The following is a 17,388-nucleotide window of genomic DNA, read 5'->3' on the forward strand; positions in this document are numbered from 1 at the left end:
CGTCGGAGGAGAGAATAGCACAGGGGACGCCGGCAGAACAATAGAAACCTGCCCCCTAAAAAAAATGCCGAAGGCAATCGCCTGCGGCATTTTACATTTTCCGAACAGGAAAAAAACTACAAGGAAGAGGCCCGAAGCTCTATAGCCTTCTGCACAGCCTCGCGGGAGGCCATTTCGCTCTCAAGCGATACAGGCACGTCCGTATAGTAAATGGCTCCCGCCGAGATGTCGAACCTGGCCTGCTGATCCCTCGAATGCCGGAGTGGGGGCACCACGTCGTACACCCAGGGGAGAAATTCCCCCAGAAACAGCCATGTGACAATGCTGAGCGCCACAAGCTTGAGCCATGCGACTTTTCTGCTGGAAGAAGAGGAGAGAGAAATCATTTTCAAGAAATCCAGTGTCCGCACCGTCTTTCGACGGTGCGGACCGAGTTCAACGGTTCAGGTTAGATGCTGGCGGTGATTTCCGGGAACACCTTGTAGAACATGATCCAGGCCATCAGCAGGGTCAGAGCCAGGTTGAAGGACTGACCGCAGACGTACAGGATGATGGGCTTGCCGCCCTTGAAGTAGCCGGCGAGTTCCTTGAAGTTGGTGGCCAGACCGATGGAGATGAAGGCCAGGGCGAAGAACCAGCCGCGCAGAGGCACGGTGATCTTGTTGGTGCCGTTGGAGATCAGGGCGTTGCCGAGATCAGCGCCGAGGTTGCCGGCGATGGTGGACAGCACGATGGAGGCAGCGAGGAAGCCGATGACGAACTTGGGGAAGCGGTTCCAGATTTCCATGGGACCGACCTTCGTGCCTTCTTCATGGGCTTCGACCTTGGTGGCGAAGTAGATGGCCACGCAGAAGGCGCTCACGCCGATGAGCACGTTCTGGATCATCTTGATGGTAGCGGCGACCTGCAGAGCCTTGGGACCGATGAAGGCGCCAGCGGCGGCCACGGAGCCCGTGGCGTCGATGGTGCCGCCGATCCAGGCGCCGCCGAGCACTTCAGGCATGCCCACGGCCTTGATGAAGGCAGGCATGGCGATCATCATGATGGCGGTGAACACCATGGAGAGGCCGACGGAGAGGGTCAGTTCTTCCTTCTTGGCGCGGCAGGCGGCGGCCACGGCGATGGCGGCGGAGGTGCCGCACACGGACATGTCGGCCGAAATGGTGATGTTCAGGGTCTTGGAGGGCATCTTCAGCACGGTCTGGCCGAAGATGTAGGTGGAGATGAGCACGATGGGCGTCACCACCCAAGCCACGAAGATGCCGGGGATGCCGATGGCGAGAATCTTGTTGAAGAGCACTTCGGCGCCGAGCAGCACGAGGCCGGCCTTGATGAAGTATTCCACCTGCACGGCGGGCTTCATCCACTTGGGCGTGCCGATGGTGTTGGCCACCACCATGCCGACGATGATGGACCAGATTTCGGCGTTGAGGCCGTAGGTGGCCGTGGGCTTGTAGCCGCCGAGGAAGTTCGCGAACACGCACAGCACGTACACGCCGATGAAGCCGATGAAGTACTGAACGACGTTGGCGCCCATGACGCCCATGCCGACGGCGGTGATCACGCCCAGGCTGATGCCGAGAATGATGAGGCTGGGAATGAGGTTGGTGTCGGAACCGATCTTGGCCTTGGCCTTGGAAGCGGCGCTGTCGGCCTTCTGCCAGTCGGCGATGGCGGTTTCGGCAACCTTGTTCAGGTCGGCGTTCTGGAAGGAGGCGGCGGAAGCGGCGTCCTGCGCGGCCTTGGCGACGGTGAGAGCTTCGGCGGCAGCCTTGGCGGCGGCTTCAGCGGCGGGCTTGGCCGATTCGTCCGCGTGCGTCACGAAGGAGTTCATCGGATTGCCGGACCACTTGGCGGGAGTCTTGAGGTAGCCGATGATGGTCTTGGCGGCGGGCAGCTTGTTGCCGGCCACGGCCTTCTTGCCGGCCTGGGCCTGAATCAGTTCGATGGTTTTGATGGGCTTGGCCTTCTCAGCGGCGATGACAGCGTCGTACTTGCTGAGCTGGGCTTCGATGTCGGCACGGCCGTTCATCATGATGAGACCGGAAATGATCAGGATGAAGAAACCGATCCAGATCGCCCAATAGTCTTCCTTCAGCCAGAGGTCAGACCATTTTGCACGGCCATCGTCAACGACTATGTTCTCATTAGCCATAAAAAGTCCCCTGCTTAAAAAATTAGAAACAAACTCTCCTCAGGCCCATTTGTACCTTCAATAACAAACTCATGCCCCATTGACAAGTATTTGTCTGATAGTTGCCGCTTTTCCTGCAAAGAACTCATGCGCACACTGTGCGTCTTCGTCACGAGCCCGACATAAAAAAACCGGCGACAAAGCCCTGTTATGCAGACTTTGCGCCGGTAGGAAGGCGGCTTGCCGCCCCGAAAAAAATTATTACGCAGATTCGCCGGAAGACTTTTCTTCCGCCTTCTCGCAGGCCTCCGTGAGAAGCTTCCAGTAGTCGTCGGCGACATCGTAACCGAATTCACACGCTTTTTCCGCGTATTCCTTGGCCTTTTCCACTTCGCCGAGCTCAAAGCAGGCCAGCGAGAGGTTGTTCCACGCGGGAGCGAAGGAGGGTTCCTGCTGAATGACCATGCGGCTCATTTCGGCGCTTTTTTCGTATTCGCCCTTCATGTACAGGGCGGAAGCGAAGGTGGCGCGGGCCTGCAGATACTTGGGATCCCAGGTCAGGGCCTTGTGCAGGGCGGCAATGGCCTCGTCCACTTCGCCCTTCTGCAGATGCACGAAGCCGATGTTGCCCCAGGCGACCGGGAACTTGGCACGGCACTGGGCCGCTTCCTTGTTGTACTGCATGCAGCCGTCGAGATCGCCGCGGCGCAGGCAGAGTCCGCCGAGCTGCACGAACGCTTCGGCCATGTGACCGGAGTTGCGAACGGCGTTCAGAAAGCATTCCTCAGCCTCGGCGTAGTCGCCGAGAGAGAGCATGGCCACCCCGAGATTGTAGTGGTGGATGGCGCACTTGGGATCCTTTTCGATTTCTGCCTGAAGATCGTGAATATATTCGTGAATATCGGTATAACGGTCTTTCATTGCACGTGACCTTCCTTCTTTAGGAGTTCATGGTACCAGGCGGCGAATTCATAGGCGCCGAGGAACTTGTCCTGCTTGTTCACCACGCCTATGGCGGCTTCCATGGCGCCCTGAATGAACGCTTCGCTGGAGTCTTCCGCTTCGCCGGAAAGCTGCGCCTCGCATTTCTTGGCGCGCATAAATTCCTTCATGAGCTGCTGCGCCGTGCGCTTGGTGACGTCGGTGCGAATTTCCACAGGATCGTTGGGCTCGGGGAAAGGATCCCACTTGTCGTAGCCTATGCGGTCGATGAACTTGCGCCGACGGGGCGAGATTCTCTCGTACAGCTCGCGCTTGAGCTTTTCCTCTTCGGCGGTAAGCTCGCGGGGCTTTTCGCTGCGCAGAATGGAAGCAATGGACATGGCTACTCCTTGGGAATGGGACCGACGCCGAGATAGGCGTCATCGTACTTGGTGATGAGCGCCATGGACACCGGAACGTACACGCGGTGCAGTTCGCGGAAGCGGGAGCCTATGGCCGCGCCGATGCGGCGGCTCATGTCGGCCAGACGATCCTGAATGCGGTCGAGAGCCACGGTGGGGTAGGCCTGTCCTTTTTTGAAGCGGCATTCTCCACACACATGCGCCTTGCCGTGTATGGAGGTGGAAATGCCGTAGAGCCGGCAGGTGATGGGCCGGTGCTCATAAAGCAGGCAGGTGTCGTCGAGTCCGAGAAGAGGGCAGCGCACCCGTTCTTTGGCGGCTTCCACCATGATTTCTTCGTCGGACATGCCCTGTCTGGCCTGCTGGAAATAGTGATGCTTCAGCCGGGCAAGCTGCCGGTCGGCGTCGCCCGCGGCCTGAAGCACGGCGGAACGACGAATGCCGAAGTCAAATTCCTTGTTGAACGCCCGGTTCAGCGCCATGGCCTCCACAAGGGAAAGATCGAAGGCCGCATGGCAGCAGCTGCTGCAGCCCGAGGCGCAGGCCACCTCTTCAGGATACTGGTTCTTCACTCGCTCGAAAAGCTGATCGGCCTGCGCGGCAAGCTGTTCATATTCCTGAAAAATAGCGTCCAATTCCGGGTTGGTCATCATAGTTCCCACTGAAAAACGGTTAAAAAACCGCCGGATGAGCAACGCCCATCCGGCGGCAACAGGCTCACATGGGCCGCTGCAGGGCAGCGGTTCAGTCAGCGTTGCGGATGACTCCGATCATCCGCCGGCCTTCGGCGCAAGCGCGTCGGGCCCGGACGGCCTGAGCCGCCCTCGCCGAGGAATTCCTCAGGCGTTAGTCTTCTTCGATGGTGATGGCGTCGTGTTCGCAAACGCCGGTGCAGGATTCGCAGCCCAGGCATTCTTCAGCGTTCACGGGATCGCTCTTGCCGTCGTGCATTTCCCAAACGGAAACGGGGCAGATGTCCACGCACTGGCCGCAGCCGACGCACTTGTCCGCATCAAAAGTAATCTTGTAGCCCATAACAGCCTCCAGTGTTCGGCCGAACAAAGTTCGGCGCAAGTTAATAATTCCGAGTTGAGCGGATACGCCGTCCGGAGTATCCGATGCATGAGGGATAGCCTGTGCGACACACGCTGTCAAGCGGCATCTCCTCAAAACGCCGGGTCTTCCGGCTCATTCCGCGGCCTGGAGACCGGCGGCCTTCGCCACCGCCAGCGCCGCGGCTCTGGTGAACTCTCCGGCGGGCAGCGCGGCGCGCTCTTCGGCCGTGAGCAGCAGCTTCGGATGATTCACCAGTTCCGGCCGGGCCTTCACGCCGTATTCGGCGGGGAAGGAGTCTTCAAAATACATGTTCTGGAATCCGGCGAACTTCAGGGCGTGCGCCGTGGAGTCGAGCACGCAGAATTCGTTCTCGCCGAGCAGGCCGAGTTCCTGCGCCTTCAGCATGCCGGCAAAGCTTTCGCCGCCCTGCGTGCAGGCGATGTGTCCGTGGCGGTTGGCCAGAATCATGGAGTCCATGATGGCCTGTTCGGTCACCTGCACCACGTCGAAGCGGCCGCCGAGCGCCTCGAACTTCTCCACGAGATTGCGCACCCGGGGGAAGGACACCGGATTGCCTATCATGGCGGCCTGCGCCACGCTGGGCTGCACCGTCACGGCATGGTATTCGCGCTTTTCCCTGGGCTGGCTGTAGTATCTCCACACCGGATCGGCGTGTTCGGACTGCACGCCCACAATGTGCGGAAGTTCTTCAATGATGCCGAGGCGATACATCTTGAGACAGGCGGAAATCATGGACGTGATGTTGCCCGCGTTGCCTATGGGCATGAAGAGCGCCTTGTCCTTCATGTTCCAGGCGTACCACTGAGCCACTTCGTAGGCGTAGGATTCCTGACCGAGCACGCGCCAGCTGTTCTTGGAATTGAGAAGGGCCACGCGGTAGTGTTCGGCGAGGTATTCGACCACCTTCATGCAGTCGTCGAACACGCCGGGCACTTCCAGCACCTGCGCGCCGGAGCCGAGCGGCTGGGAAAGCTGGGCGGGGGTTACCTTGCCGTGGGGCAGCAGCACCACGGTGCGGATGGGCGCGCCCACATAGGCCCCGTACATGGCCGCCGCGGCCGAAGTATCGCCCGTGGAGGCGCAGATGGTGAGCACTTCCTTCCAGCCGTTTCTGCGCACGAGCGACCTGAGATAGCTGTACGCGCCGGCCATGCCGCGGTCCTTGAACGAGGCGCTGGGATTCATGCCGTCGTTCTTGTAGGCGAAGCGGCGTCCCACCCTGGCCTGAAGCGCCGCCGACGCCTCGACGATGGGCGTGTCGCCTTCGCCGAGGTACACGATGTCTTCTTCTTCCAGAACGGGAGCCATGAGTTCGTAGAAGCGGAACACCCCGCGCAGGGCCGTGGTACGGGTGGCTCGGCGGGCGTCGAACAGATCGCGCCAGTACTGCGCGCCCTTTGCCTTCATGTCGTCGAAGTCGAGATCCTCAAGAAGAAGGACTCCTCCGCAGTCGGGGCAGGTGTAGAGCAGGGCGTCCACCGGATGGCGATGGCCGCAGTTCATGCATACGTATTCCATGCGCGCGCGGCGCGTGGGGAAATCCTGTGACATATCATACTCCTGAGTGATGGTCGAATCTGAGGCGCAAGCATAGAATGTTTGCCGCCCGGCCGCAACAACTTCCGGGCCGGACGACAAAAAACGACGCGTCCGGTTAGATCCGGCGCACCGGCACGCCGGCCTTTTCCATGTAGTCCTTCAGCTCGGCGATGGTGTACTGGCCGTAATGAACGATGGAGGCCACGAGCGCCGCGGAAGCGCCGCCGCGGGTGACGGCGTCCACAAGATGCTGCGGCGCGCCCGCGCCGCCGGAAGCGATGACGGGAATGGTCACGGCGTCGCAGATTTTGCGGGTCAGGTTGAGCTCGTAGCCGTCGAGGGTGCCGTCGGCGTCGATGGAGTTCACGCACAGCTCGCCCGCGCCGAGTTCTTCGCAGCGACGCGCCCAGGCTATGGCGTCTATTCCCATGGGCTTGCGGCCGCCGTGAATGACGATTTCATAGCCAGAAGGGCAGGCTTCGCTCACAGGCACCTGCTTCACGTCCATGCCCACCACCACGGCCTGCGAACCGAAGGCGTCGGCGCCGCGGCTGATGAGGTAGGGATCCTTCACGGCCGCCGAGTTCACGGACACCTTTTCCGCGCCTGCGAGCAGCACGGCGCGCATGTCCTCCACGGAAGCGATGCCTCCACCCACGGAAAACGGAATGAAAATGTTGCTCGCCACCTTTTCGACCACGTCGAGAAAGATGCCGCGCGCCTCGCAGGAGGCCGTAATGTCGTAGAAGACTATTTCGTCCGCGCCTTCCTCATAGTAGCGGCGGGCGGTTTCCACCGGATCGCCGATGTCCACGTTGCCCGCGAACTTGACGCCCTTGGTGAGGCGTCCGTTGCGCACGTCGAGGCAGGGAATGAGTCGTTTGCTCAGATGGCTGATTTCAGACACGGGCGGCCTCCTGACAATAGCGGTAGAAGTTCGTCAGCAGCGCAAGCCCGGGGCGGCCGCTCTTTTCCGGATGAAACTGCACGGCCCACAGGCCCGGACGTCCGTACATGGCCGTGAACTCCACGCCGTAGCGGCACGTGGCGATGACGAGCTCCGGCGCGGGAACGGTGTAGTAGCTGTGCACGAAATAGAAACGGGCGTCGGGAGAAACTCCTTCCAGAAGCCGCGAGGGACGGCGCACCTCAAGGGTGTTCCAGCCCATGTGCGGAATGCGGATGGGTTCCCCGCCGTCGCGCCATTCCGGCCGGAAGCGACGGCATTCGCCGGGCACGATGCCGAGCGTTTCGGCGTTGTTTTCCTCGCTGCGTTCGAGCAGAATCTGGCAGCCGAGGCAGATGCCGAGCAGGGGCTTGCCTCTGGCGACCACCTCGCGCAGCACCTTGTCCATGCCCGTGGAGACGAGCTGATTCATGGCCTGACCGGCCGCGCCCACGCCGGGAAAGATCACGCCTTCCGCGGCAAGAATGACCGAAGGATCGGACGTAATTTCGGCGGGTATGTCCAGAGAACGCAGCGCCCTCAGAACGCTGGTCTGGTTCCCCGCCTTGTAATCGAGAATGGCAAGCATCGGGATGACCTGTGTTGTAAATGAACGGCTCCGAAGAGCTAGAAACTGATGCCGGTACGGGTCCGGCTCGACATGTGGGAAGGCGAACTTCCCGTTCTGAACACCGTGGTGATATCGCCATCGACCTTGACGCTGTCGAAGGTGTCTTCCTGCATGCAGCCCGTCAGAAAGAGCGTCGTCAGCATCAAAAGAGCGAGCGGCACAAGAAACGTTTTCATGTCGCATCCTCCTGCGGTCATCATAACCAAGACGTAAAACAGCGCAAGCCCTTCCCCATCGGCGGAACAAAAAAGAAGTCGTATTTTCAATACTCTGATTTTATTGGTATTATTTTGTAAGATTAAAGAAAAAGCACGCATGACTTGACAGTTCTTCATCTCGGGTGCAAACATGCGTTTTACAATAATGAAAAACTTGCCCCTTATGCAGGTTTTGCAACAGGAGAATTGCCCGCCATGAAGAAGTCCCTGAACGTTGCTGTGTGCGGCGCTACCGGCGCCGTCGGCCGCGAAATGCTTAAAACCCTTGCCGAACGCCATTTTCCCTGCGCTTCCATCACCGCTCTCGCCTCCGCCCGTTCCGCCGGAACCCGCGTTCCCTTCGGAGACGACGAAATTACGGTCAAGGAACTGACGAAGGACTCCTTCAAGGGCATTGATCTGGCCATCTTTTCCGCCGGCGGCAGCGTATCCACCGAATTTGCGCCCTACGCCGTGGCGTCCGGCTGCGTGGTGGTGGACAATTCCAGCGCCTGGCGCATGGACGACCGCTGCCCCCTCGTCATTCCCGAAGTGAACCCCGACGATCTGGAAAAGCACAACGGCATCATCGCCAACCCCAACTGCTCCACCATTCAGATGCTGGTGGCCCTCAAGCCCCTGCACGACGCTGCCAAGATCAAGCGCATCATCGTGACCACCATGCAGGCCGTGAGCGGCACGGGCAAGAAGGGCATCGACGAACTCGAAACCCAGGTGCGCCGCCTCTTCAACATGCAGGATGTCGAACCCAAGGCCTACCCTCATCAGATCGCCTTCAACTGCCTGCCCCACATCGACGTCTTCCAGGCCAACGACTACACCAAGGAAGAAATGAAGATGGTGAACGAAACGCACAAGATGCTCGATCCGAACATCCGCGTCACCGCCACGTGCGTCCGCGTTCCCGTGTTCTACGGCCATTCCGAATCCGTGAACATTGAAACGGAAAAGAAGCTCACCGCCGCCGAAGCCCGCGTCATTCTTTCCCAGGCTCCCGGCGTGCAGGTGGTGGACAACCCCCGCGCCAATCTCTATCCGCTCGCCATCGACGCCGCCGGCGAAGACGACGTGTTCGTGGGCCGCATTCGTGAAGACGAAAGCTGCGACAACTCCCTGAACATGTGGATCGTGGCCGACAACGTGCGTAAGGGCGCTGCTCTCAACGCCGTGCAGATCGGCGAAGAACTGCTCAAGCGCGACCTCGTTTCCGTAGTCAATCCCAAGATGTTCCTGTAGTCCTCCAACCGACAGGAAAAAGGCCGCCGTTCCAGCAAAGGACGGCGGCCTTCTTTTTTGCTTTCGACACGGAGCCGATGTTCCGAGACGCCGTCCGTCCCCAGGAGGGAAAACTGTGCCGCGCCCGAGAAGAAAAAGGCTCCCAAGGGAGAAAAAACGCGCCGGGAGGGACCATCGCCAGCGGACGCGGCCGCAAACGGCGAAGCGGCCATCCACGCCCAAGGAAACGGTTCGGGTGCGCGGAAGAGCCCCGGAGGCGAGAGAGGCGGGGATGGAGGCGGGAGACATGCCCCAGAGACGCGTGAAGTATCGAAGGTCAGGAAGCCGAAAGGGCAAGAGACGAAGAGAGGCGCGAGGATAAGGAAGGAGGGGACGCCCGGAAGGACGTGACGTTGAAAAGGTCTTGCGCCGCAAGCAAGCCCCGCTGATCTCCGCATCCGGCGCTTCCGCCAGTGAAGACCGCATGTTTCCGCCCTGCATGCTCATGCGAAAATCCGCATCCGATGCCCGCGCAGACGCGCCGTCACGTTCAAGCCCCTTCCGCACACAGCGTTCCGTGCATGCGCTCGCCCCGCGCCGCACAGATGTCGCTCGAAACACCATTGCGCCGCCGCGCGCCGCCGACACACGCCATCGACAGCACTCCTGCTTGCCGCGCGACGTCCGCACAGACGAAAAAGCCGGAAGCAACCATCGTCGCTTCCGGCCGTTCGTCTTTGTCAGAACAAAGTCAACTAGATGACCTTGTTCAGGCTGTATTCCAGAATGCCTTCCGCACCCAGCGCATGCAGCTGAGGAATCAGATCACGCACCACGTGAGTGTCCACCACGGTTTCCAGCGACACCCAGGCCGGATCGCGCAGCGAGGCCACGGTGGGGGAATTCAGGGCGGGCAGCAGGCCGAGAATGGCGTCAAGACGGGCGGTGGGCGCGTTCATCTTGAGGCAGACGAAGCTTTCCGCGCGCAGCGCGCCCTGCAGGAGCAGATCAATCTGCTCGATCTTGCGGCGGCTGTCGGGGTCGTTCCACACGTCGCGGTTGGCGATGAGCACGGTGTTGCTGGCCATCACTTCGTCGATGACGCGCAGGCCGTGCGCGCGAATGGTGGTTTCGGTTTCCGTCACTTCCACGATGGCGTCGGCCAGACCTTCCACAACCTTGGCTTCGGTCGCGCCCCAGGAATAATTAATCTGAACCGGCACGCCTTTCTTCTCGAAATAGCGGGTGCTTACGCCCACAAGTTCCGTGGAAATGCGCTTGCCTTCCAGGTCGGCCGCGCACTGATAGGGGGAATCGCCGGCCACGGCGAGCACCCAGCGGGCCTTGCGGTTCGACACCTTGGAATACACGAGGTCGGAAATCACCACCACGGGGGCGTCGCTGTCTTCCTTGCCGCCGTAGGAAACGCCGCGCTCTTCCAGCCAGTCCTTGCCGGTGAGGGCCACGTCGAGAATGCCGTTCTGAATGTATTCGGGAATTTCCTGCACGCGGCACAGACGGGCCGTCAGTTCAGGATCGTCGATATCGGGAAAATAGTTGCGGACATGTTTATGAATCTTCCACCCGGCTCTGTCGAAAAGGGCGATGGTGGCTTCTTCCAGAGAACCTTTGGGAATGCCGAGCTTGAGCTGAGCTTTCATGAGATGAGCCTCACTTCTTGTACACTTCTGCAGGATCAAACACCTGCGGGCAGCAGATGGTCGCTTCGGAGCTGCCGGGCGTGAGCCGCCGATAAAAACAGCTGCTTCTGCCGGTGTGGCAGGCGGAACCGCCCACCTGCTCGATTTCCAGCACCACGGCGTCGGAATCGCAGTCGAGGCGGATGGCCTTAACTATCTGAACGTTGCCGGAACTTTCTCCCTTGTGCCACAGCTTCTGACGGCTGCGGCTCCAGTAATGGGCCTCGCCGGTGGCGAGCGTGGCGTCCCAGGCTTCCCGGTTCATCCAGGCAAGCATGAGCACTTCGCCGGTGGCGGCGTCCTGCGCCACGGCGGCGATGAGACCTCCGGACTTGGAAAAATCGGGAACGAAGTCGGACGGAGCTTGAAACTTCATGGAACGATATCCTTCTGAAACGTGCGTTGTGAACGCCGTTATACGCTGCAATGATGACGCCAGTGTGATGATTTACTTGGCAAAGCCCACGGCGCGGCGCTCGCGGATGACCGTGACGCGTATCTGACCGGGATAGGTGAGGTTTTCCTCGATCTTGGCGGAAATGTCCTTGCAGAGCAGGTAGGTGCTGTCGTCGTCCACGTTGTCCGAATTGACGATGACGCGCAGCTCGCGGCCCGCCTGAATGGCGTAGGACTTGGCCACGCCCTCAAAGGAATCGGCAATGTTTTCCAGATCTTCGAGGCGCTTGACGTAGTTCTCCAAAAGTTCCTTGCGCGCGCCGGGCCTTGCGCCGGAAAGAGAATCCGCCGCCTGCACGAGCACGGCAAGCGCCGTTTCGGGATGCACGTCCTCATGATGGGCGGCAATGGCGTGAACAATGTCCTTGCCTTCGCCGTACTTCTTGGCGATGTCCGCACCGATGAGCGCATGGGAGCCTTCCACTTCGTGATCCACGGCCTTGCCGATGTCGTGCAGGAGACCTGCGCGCTTGGCGCGCTTGATGTCCATGCCGAGTTCGGCGGCCATCATGCCGCAGAGGGCGGAAACTTCCAGAGAATGCTGAAGCACGTTCTGCGTGAAGCTCGTGCGGTACTTGAGCTGACCGAGCAGACGGATGATGTCGGGATGAATGCCGTGAACGCCGGCGTCGAAGGTGGCCTGTTCGCCCACTTCGCGGATCTGCACTTCGAGTTCCTGCTCGCACTTATGAACCACGTCCTCGATGCGGGCGGGATGGATGCGGCCGTCCTGGATGAGGCGTTCAAGAGCCATGCGGGCCACCTGACGGCGGATGGGGCTGTAGGCGGAAAGAATCACGGTTTCCGGCGTGTCGTCGATGATGAGATCCACGCCGGTGGCGGCTTCGAGCGCACGGATGTTGCGGCCTTCGCGGCCGATGATGCGGCCCTTCATGTCTTCGCTCGGCAGGGTGACGGCCGTCACGGTCTGTTCGCCCACATAGTCGCCGGCGTAGCGCTGAATGGCGCAGGCCAGAATTTCCTTGGCCTTTCTGTCGGCGGTTTCCTTGGCCTCGGTTTCGATGACGCGCATCATCTTGGCGGCTTCATGGCGGGTGCGCGATTCAATTTCCTCGAACAGGCGGGTCTTGGCCTCTTCGGCCGTCAGACCGGAAACTTCCTGAAGGCGGCGTTCCTGCTCGTCGAGCTTGGCCTCCACCTGCGTTTCCTTTTCGGCGAGCACGCGCTCGCGCTGGGTCTGTTCCTTTTCCTGCGCCAGAATGTCGTGCTCCTTCTGCGTGATGCGCTCCATCTTCTCTTCCATACGGTCGCTGATGTCCTGGAGCTTTTTCTCACGGTTCTTGAGGGCGCGTTCCTGATCCTTGCACTCCATCTCAAAGGCGTGCTTCTGGCTGAAAATTTCGTTCTGTCCCTGAAGAAGAATTTCCTTCTTCTGAGCCTGCGCTTCCTTGCGGGCTTCTTCCACAATGCGGCTGGCCAGATCGTTGGCCTCGCCGATGCGCTTGGTGGTCACATGCCGCTGTATGCAGACGCCCAGCAGCGCGCCGGCCACAAGACTGACCAGCGCGAAGGCGTAAATAACGATATCATCCATGATAATTCCTGTAATATGCTGACGGGCAAAACCCGATATGTCCGAAACGGCCGGAAGGCGCGCCGGATTGTCGCGGACTCGCCGCGCTCCGAAAGGGGAGGGAGAATATTCCGCCTCAGGGGCGAACAAGTGCGGAAGAAGGAAAAAAGGAACCCGGGATGCCGTGAAAAGCTGCTGGCACGAGACCTTGTGGTCTCCAAGTGGGCGCCTGTCCGAGACTTCAGGCTGCCCGCCTGCGGCGGGTATGCACACCATCTCGGAGACTGGCGCCCTGCTAACGCTAGTGAGGCCGGCGCAAGCCAGCTCCTCACGCACATCCCAGGGAATATGGGCTGCCGGAACGCTGCCGGATCGGCTCAGGAAGCCGTATCCGTCTTCTCCGGCGTGTTTTCCTTCAAACTCTGCAGCAGCTCGTCGAGCCGGGCGTCTTCCCGGCTGCGGCGCTCCTGCAGTTCCAGCAGGTCGTCCGCCATGCTGATGAGCAGCATGACCAGCAACCTGTCTCTGCCGAACTGGCCGCCCTGCGCCTTGACCCTGCTATATCTTTCCTCCACGTACTTCCTGGCTCTTTCCACCCGTTCGGGATCGGCCTCGGTACGGAACGCGACCTGCAGGTCGCAAAGGTCAAGATGATAGCTGTGCATGCGGCCGCCCGCCATTAACCGTTCTGCTGCGGTTCAGCGGCAGGCAACGTATCCTGAATACGGCTGATGAGCGCATCGACCCTGTTGCAGGCCTCGTCGCGAACGCTGCGTTCGCGGTTGAGCTGCTCCTGAAGTTCCTCGGAAGCCATCTGCCCGAGCTCCAGGTCTTCACGAAGACGCTTGCCTTCCTCACGGAGCTGATGATTTTCCTCCCGGAGTCGGTCCAGTTCCTGAATGAGACTATCGATACGCTGCGCCAGCAGTTCCAACTTTTCCATAACTCTTCTATCTCCTTGAGAACCGGCGGGAAACAATCAGCGCCGATTCCGAGCATTTTTGTACATGCCGGACGTTTTCCGGCTTTTTTACAAGTGCGCAGAGAACATGGAATGACGGCAATGTTTCTTCTTGCGCTCTTTCCTTATTGATAAACTATGGAGGCCGGATGAGCAAGTAGATAAAGCGCTCACTATCGGCAAACTTCGCAGAAAAAACAAAAAAGACGCGGCCGAAGTTCCGGTTCCGAAAGTACGGGCCCGGGACCGGCCGTGATTTCAGAGAAAAAGCCGGACGAGCGCTTGGGAAATGCGGTCAGCGGCGAAAAATTCGGGAGCACGGAGGGCATTCTCATCTCTGGAACGCCGAACGCCGTCCTCTCGCGTTGTCACGGCCGTGCGGCGCACTCGCAAACTGAACCAAGCGCACTCCGCGCAAAAGGACTCTTCGGCGGCAAGCAGAAGCACGGCTCTCCGCGCCCTGACCAAAAAGGCGCGGACAGACGCGGCCCGCAGGCGCTGCTGCGAACACGGAAAACATCAGGCGAAGGCCGTGAGGAAACCAGTCCCTCTGGAGACCGGACGGAGCCCAGGGGGCGCTCCTGCCGTAATGGGAGTCGAGCAGACGTCCCGCACCTGGAGGACAGACCGCGGCAACGGAGCGCACGGCCTGCCGTGACGACCGTGCCGAGCCTGCATCCGCGCGCAGGGAAAGGGCAGCGGCAACGGGGGAAGGAGAAGCGAAGGGGAAGGCGCTCCACGCCTGAGACGAGGGCAGACGGGGGAACCGCGTGGAAAAGGAGCGCGACGAGCAGCGAGAGGGGCGGCAGGCTTTCGGCAAAAGATCGCCCGTCAGAAGCGACGGTCCGCAGGAGGGCATCGTTTCCGAAAAACGCTTCTTCCGCCGGCAGAACGGCAGGCCTCAGGGCAGAAAAACGCTTCCGCAAAATCCGGTGACGGCCTTGACGGACAAGCGCTCTGCGGCAAACGGGTTTCTTCATCGTCAACGGGCAACGTGCGCCGGAAAACGCCTTCGGCCACAGAATAAACGTCCCATGCCCGACGACGCCACTTCACCGCTGAACGAGCGGCACGCAGGGAATATCCCTCGCGCGCCGTGCAAAGAAATCTTGCGGAAAGAGAAGAGATGCCCCCGTCGGCAAGGAACCCGGCCCGCGCGGCAAAAGAGACGTCAGGCCCCGGCAACGGCGTGAATGCGCTGAAGACACTCCGGGGCTTCATCAAAGCGCTGTCGCCGTTCCGCAACACTGCGGAGCTTGTGATAATGATATCGAAATACAATGCATTATCATCTTAAATACGTTTTTGTCTTGCTTTTGTCCAAACAAGACCTTCGGCTCTGCAGATCATCCCCACCGAAGCGCGTCTTTTCAAAATTTTCGGCCTTCTTTCCGGCTGTCCGGCCCTTGCCTACGATGCCGAGACCGTTCGGAACTTCTTGCCGAGCGAGCTTAGACTCAGCAGAAAAGCCCGGCAGGCCCCGCCATGTTCCAAGGGGCTCGAAGTTTGCCCCTCAGCTCAGAAACGCCTCGGCCGCGCGCTGCTCAGGAAAAGTCAGCCCCCAGTGAACTCCTGCGGGCGCAGCGCTTTGGAAACGATGCCGACGGAGACAAAAAAAACACGCAAACAGTCCGCCCACAGCTGCGCTTCTGCGCGGCAAGGCCGACCGCAGCCGCCCCCCCCGGTCGAAGCCGCGTTGCCTGCGTTCGATGCGACCGCCGACTCGCCGCGTTCAGACGAAAAAAAGCCCGCCGAAAGTCGGGCTTCCGGCGGGCGAAAATGCAGAGCGGGAAAAATCAGCGCTGCTTCGTGGAGATGTTGAACGTCAACGAGTAAATCTGATGGAAGAAATTGACGTATTCCACGAACACGTGATCCGGCACGGTGATGCGGGCGGCGGAGTAGTTCAGAATGCCCTTGATGCCGGCGTCCACCAGCTGCGTGGCCGCACGCTGAGCGCGTTCCGGCGGCACGGTGATGATGCCAATTTCAATGCCCAGTTCGGGCACTTTTTCCATAAGGGTCTTGGTGCAGTACACTTCCAGACCGTAGAGCTTTTCACCGATCTTGAAGGGGTCGCAGTCGAACGCGCCCACGATGGTGAAGCCGTGACGGCGAAATTCCTGATAGTTGAGCAGGGCTCTGCCCATGTTGCCCACGCCCACGAGGGCGGCGCGCCATTCGCGGTTGGCGTTGAGGCAGGCCTTGATGACCTCCAGAAGATACGAGACATAATAGCCTACGCCGCGAACGCCAAATTCGCCGAAGTAGGCGAGATCCTTACGAACCTGCGAGGCGTTGACGTCGCACGCCCGGGAAAGGGGTTCGGAAGAAATGACCTGAACGCCATCCTTGTCCATGGCTTCGAGAACCTGGAGATAGGTGGCGAGACGCTGGATGGTTGCGCGAGGGATATGTTCGTATTTAGGAGTCTGGTTCATCGTCTTGGTTGGCCTGTTAAAAGAATAGGGGCGGAAAGAAATATATCCTTCCCGCCCGATAAATGCAACTACATCTTCACGAAGAGCAGGATGAGCGCCACGAGAAGGGCATAGATGACGAGGGATTCGATGAAGGCGAGGCCCAGGATGAGGGACTGGGAGATCTTGCCGGAAGCATCGGGATTGCGGGCGATGCCTTCGCAGGCGGCCTTGATGGCCGCGCCCTGGCCGCAGGCGCCGCCGGTGGCGGCAAGGCCGATGCCCAGAGCAATGCCGGCGGCGGCAAGGCCGAAGCCGCTGGTGACGCCGCCGTCAGCGGCGAAGGCCACGGCAGCCATGGAAACGAGCATGAGGGTGGTCAGGGTCGTGAGAACGATCTTGCGCATGGTAAAACTCCATTACAATTATGAGTGTTGAGGCCGAAAGGCCATTCCCCCGAAGGTAGGTCGGCTTAGTGGGCGTGTTCCACGGAGCCCTGGATGTAGATCATGGACAGGATGAACAGGATGAAGGCCTGCAGCACCTTGCCGAGCAGGAACAGGAAGTACATGGGCACCGTGCCGAGCAGCACGCCCACGTAGATGCTGGCGCCGAAGCCGAAGAAGATGATGAGCGTCATTTCTTCAGCGAAGATGTTGCCGAAAAGACGGAGCGACATGGAAAGCGGGCGGGCCAGATGGGAAATGATTTCGATGGGGAACATCAGCGGAATCAGCGGCTTGCTGGAACCGGTGAAGTGATGGATGTACCCGAAGCCCCAGGTGCGGATGCCCACGTAGTTGTAATAGATGAACACGCACAGCGCGATGGAAATGGTGGTGTTCAGGTTGGCGGTAGGCGCGTCGCAGCCGGGCACGAGGCCCAGCAGGTTCATGGTGAGTACGTAGATGAAGATGGAGGCAAGCAGCGGCACGAAGCGGCGGCCCTTTTCCTCGCCGAGGTTGTTCAGCACGAACTTTTCCAAGCCGTCCACCAGGGCTTCAAAAAAAATCTGGAACTTGCCAGGCACGATGCTGAGCTTCTTGCGCAGCACGAGGCCGGTGACGAGCAGAATGAGCATGCCGAGCCAGGTGAAGAACACATACTTGGTTTCAATGGTCATGCCCGCGACCGTGATCTGATCCATGTGGAAAACGGTCGACAAGAGCAGCGGGTGAGCCAGTCCAGATGCAGCCATGGAAATCCTCCTGTAT

The 17,388-nt window shown here is 60.1% G+C and carries 19 protein-coding genes and 1 other RNA gene; 1 reads left to right on the forward strand and 19 read right to left on the reverse strand.

Translation table 11 applies throughout. From position 1 onward, the window contains the following. Window positions 1-116: 116 nt before the first annotated feature. The 10 genes from ABGT79_RS06585 to ABGT79_RS06630 form a co-directional block, all read right to left on the reverse strand. Entirely contained in the window at window positions 117-386 is a 270-nt protein-coding gene (locus tag ABGT79_RS06585) for a hypothetical protein (RefSeq protein ID WP_346665531.1), read from the reverse strand. 62 nt (window positions 387-448) lie between these two features. After that, window positions 449-2,155 (reverse strand): putative sulfate exporter family transporter, encoded by a 1,707-nt coding sequence (locus tag ABGT79_RS06590; protein ID WP_346665532.1) that lies wholly within the window; start codon window positions 2,153-2,155, stop codon window positions 449-451. A gap of 240 nt (window positions 2,156-2,395) precedes the next feature. After that, window positions 2,396-3,055, reverse strand: a complete 660-nt coding sequence (locus ABGT79_RS06595; protein WP_346665533.1) for a tetratricopeptide repeat protein — start codon at window positions 3,053-3,055, stop codon at window positions 2,396-2,398. Further along, the gene (locus ABGT79_RS06600; RefSeq protein ID WP_346665534.1) at window positions 3,052-3,456 is read right to left on the reverse strand and encodes a hypothetical protein; all 405 of its coding nucleotides are present in this window, start codon (window positions 3,454-3,456) and stop codon (window positions 3,052-3,054) included. The genes ABGT79_RS06595 and ABGT79_RS06600 overlap by 4 nt, the downstream gene beginning before the upstream one ends. Before the next feature lie 2 nt (window positions 3,457-3,458). Then, entirely contained in the window at window positions 3,459-4,127 is a 669-nt protein-coding gene (locus ABGT79_RS06605) for a YkgJ family cysteine cluster protein (RefSeq protein ID WP_346666657.1), read from the reverse strand. 196 nt (window positions 4,128-4,323) lie between these two features. Beyond that, window positions 4,324-4,647: a 4Fe-4S dicluster domain-containing protein gene (locus ABGT79_RS06610; RefSeq protein WP_346665535.1), complete on the reverse strand. Its 324-nt coding sequence runs from the start codon at window positions 4,645-4,647 to the stop codon at window positions 4,324-4,326. A gap of 18 nt (window positions 4,648-4,665) precedes the next feature. Next, the gene (thrC, locus tag ABGT79_RS06615; RefSeq protein WP_346665536.1) at window positions 4,666-6,105 is read right to left on the reverse strand and encodes a threonine synthase; all 1,440 of its coding nucleotides are present in this window, start codon (window positions 6,103-6,105) and stop codon (window positions 4,666-4,668) included. A gap of 103 nt (window positions 6,106-6,208) precedes the next feature. Further along, entirely contained in the window at window positions 6,209-6,991 is a 783-nt protein-coding gene (gene hisF / locus ABGT79_RS06620; protein WP_294484510.1) for an imidazole glycerol phosphate synthase subunit HisF, read from the reverse strand. 1 nt (window position 6,992) lies between these two features. Beyond that, window positions 6,993-7,628 carry an imidazole glycerol phosphate synthase subunit HisH gene (hisH, locus tag ABGT79_RS06625; protein WP_346665537.1) on the reverse strand — a complete coding sequence of 212 codons (636 nt, stop codon included), beginning with the start codon at window positions 7,626-7,628 and terminating at the stop codon, window positions 6,993-6,995. Window positions 7,629-7,666: 38 nt separating this feature from the next. Then, window positions 7,667-7,846 carry a hypothetical protein gene (locus ABGT79_RS06630; protein ID WP_294484301.1) on the reverse strand — a complete coding sequence of 60 codons (180 nt, stop codon included), beginning with the start codon at window positions 7,844-7,846 and terminating at the stop codon, window positions 7,667-7,669. Between the two features lie 237 nt (window positions 7,847-8,083). Here ABGT79_RS06630 and ABGT79_RS06635 point away from each other — a divergent pair, with 237 nt between their 5' ends. Beyond that, window positions 8,084-9,124: an aspartate-semialdehyde dehydrogenase gene (locus ABGT79_RS06635; RefSeq protein ID WP_346665538.1), complete on the forward strand. Its 1,041-nt coding sequence runs from the start codon at window positions 8,084-8,086 to the stop codon at window positions 9,122-9,124. A gap of 734 nt (window positions 9,125-9,858) precedes the next feature. Here the strand turns inward: ABGT79_RS06635 and hisG are convergent. The 9 genes from hisG to atpB all read right to left on the reverse strand — a co-directional run bounded on the left by hisG (window position 9,859) and on the right by atpB (window position 17,372). Further along, the gene (hisG, locus tag ABGT79_RS06640; RefSeq protein ID WP_346665539.1) at window positions 9,859-10,764 is read right to left on the reverse strand and encodes an ATP phosphoribosyltransferase; all 906 of its coding nucleotides are present in this window, start codon (window positions 10,762-10,764) and stop codon (window positions 9,859-9,861) included. A gap of 10 nt (window positions 10,765-10,774) precedes the next feature. Next, complete coding sequence (gene hisI, locus ABGT79_RS06645; protein WP_346665540.1) at window positions 10,775-11,179, reverse strand: phosphoribosyl-AMP cyclohydrolase; 405 nt, start codon at window positions 11,177-11,179, stop codon at window positions 10,775-10,777. Window positions 11,180-11,251: 72 nt separating this feature from the next. Further along, window positions 11,252-12,814, reverse strand: coding sequence for a ribonuclease Y (rny, locus tag ABGT79_RS06650; protein ID WP_346665541.1), 1,563 nt, complete (start codon window positions 12,812-12,814; stop codon window positions 11,252-11,254). Between the two features lie 146 nt (window positions 12,815-12,960). Next, window positions 12,961-13,142: non-coding RNA, 6S RNA (gene ssrS / locus ABGT79_RS06655), on the reverse strand. Between the two features lie 28 nt (window positions 13,143-13,170). Then, the gene (locus tag ABGT79_RS06660) at window positions 13,171-13,458 is read right to left on the reverse strand and encodes a cell division protein ZapA (RefSeq protein WP_294484309.1); all 288 of its coding nucleotides are present in this window, start codon (window positions 13,456-13,458) and stop codon (window positions 13,171-13,173) included. Window positions 13,459-13,472: 14 nt separating this feature from the next. Then, entirely contained in the window at window positions 13,473-13,736 is a 264-nt protein-coding gene (locus ABGT79_RS06665) for a cell division protein ZapB (protein WP_294445633.1), read from the reverse strand. Window positions 13,737-15,550: 1,814 nt separating this feature from the next. Continuing rightward, window positions 15,551-16,195 (reverse strand): redox-sensing transcriptional repressor Rex, encoded by a 645-nt coding sequence (locus ABGT79_RS06670; protein ID WP_077074016.1) that lies wholly within the window; start codon window positions 16,193-16,195, stop codon window positions 15,551-15,553. A 68-nt stretch (window positions 16,196-16,263) separates the two neighbouring features. Then, the gene (gene atpE, locus ABGT79_RS06675) at window positions 16,264-16,581 is read right to left on the reverse strand and encodes an ATP synthase F0 subunit C (RefSeq protein WP_294445632.1); all 318 of its coding nucleotides are present in this window, start codon (window positions 16,579-16,581) and stop codon (window positions 16,264-16,266) included. 65 nt (window positions 16,582-16,646) lie between these two features. After that, on the reverse strand, window positions 16,647-17,372 hold the full coding sequence (atpB, locus tag ABGT79_RS06680) for a F0F1 ATP synthase subunit A (RefSeq protein WP_346665542.1): 726 nt from the start codon (window positions 17,370-17,372) through the stop codon (window positions 16,647-16,649). Between the last annotated feature and the right edge of the window lie 16 nt (window positions 17,373-17,388).

Source organism: uncultured Mailhella sp. (genome assembly GCF_963931295.1).
Classification (GTDB): Bacteria; Desulfobacterota; Desulfovibrionia; order Desulfovibrionales; family Desulfovibrionaceae; genus Mailhella.

Coding starts and splice junctions, on each gene's coding strand:
- ABGT79_RS06585 (WP_346665531.1), bottom strand. CDS start 386: ATGATTTCTCTCTCCTCTTCTTCCAGCAGAAAAGTCGCATGGCTCAAG.
- ABGT79_RS06590 (WP_346665532.1), bottom strand. CDS start 2,155: ATGGCTAATGAGAACATAGTCGTTGACGATGGCCGTGCAAAATGGTCT.
- ABGT79_RS06595 (WP_346665533.1), bottom strand. CDS start 3,055: ATGAAAGACCGTTATACCGATATTCACGAATATATTCACGATCTTCAG.
- ABGT79_RS06600 (WP_346665534.1), bottom strand. CDS start 3,456: ATGTCCATTGCTTCCATTCTGCGCAGCGAAAAGCCCCGCGAGCTTACC.
- ABGT79_RS06605 (WP_346666657.1), bottom strand. CDS start 4,127: ATGACCAACCCGGAATTGGACGCTATTTTTCAGGAATATGAACAGCTT.
- thrC (WP_346665536.1), bottom strand. CDS start 6,105: ATGTCACAGGATTTCCCCACGCGCCGCGCGCGCATGGAATACGTATGC.
- hisH (WP_346665537.1), bottom strand. CDS start 7,628: ATGCTTGCCATTCTCGATTACAAGGCGGGGAACCAGACCAGCGTTCTG.
- ABGT79_RS06630 (WP_294484301.1), bottom strand. CDS start 7,846: ATGAAAACGTTTCTTGTGCCGCTCGCTCTTTTGATGCTGACGACGCTC.
- ABGT79_RS06635 (WP_346665538.1), top strand. CDS start 8,084: ATGAAGAAGTCCCTGAACGTTGCTGTGTGCGGCGCTACCGGCGCCGTC.
- hisG (WP_346665539.1), bottom strand. CDS start 10,764: ATGAAAGCTCAGCTCAAGCTCGGCATTCCCAAAGGTTCTCTGGAAGAA.
- hisI (WP_346665540.1), bottom strand. CDS start 11,179: ATGAAGTTTCAAGCTCCGTCCGACTTCGTTCCCGATTTTTCCAAGTCC.
- rny (WP_346665541.1), bottom strand. CDS start 12,814: ATGGATGATATCGTTATTTACGCCTTCGCGCTGGTCAGTCTTGTGGCC.
- ABGT79_RS06660 (WP_294484309.1), bottom strand. CDS start 13,458: ATGCACAGCTATCATCTTGACCTTTGCGACCTGCAGGTCGCGTTCCGT.
- ABGT79_RS06665 (WP_294445633.1), bottom strand. CDS start 13,736: ATGGAAAAGTTGGAACTGCTGGCGCAGCGTATCGATAGTCTCATTCAG.
- ABGT79_RS06670 (WP_077074016.1), bottom strand. CDS start 16,195: ATGAACCAGACTCCTAAATACGAACATATCCCTCGCGCAACCATCCAG.
- atpE (WP_294445632.1), bottom strand. CDS start 16,581: ATGCGCAAGATCGTTCTCACGACCCTGACCACCCTCATGCTCGTTTCC.
- atpB (WP_346665542.1), bottom strand. CDS start 17,372: ATGGCTGCATCTGGACTGGCTCACCCGCTGCTCTTGTCGACCGTTTTC.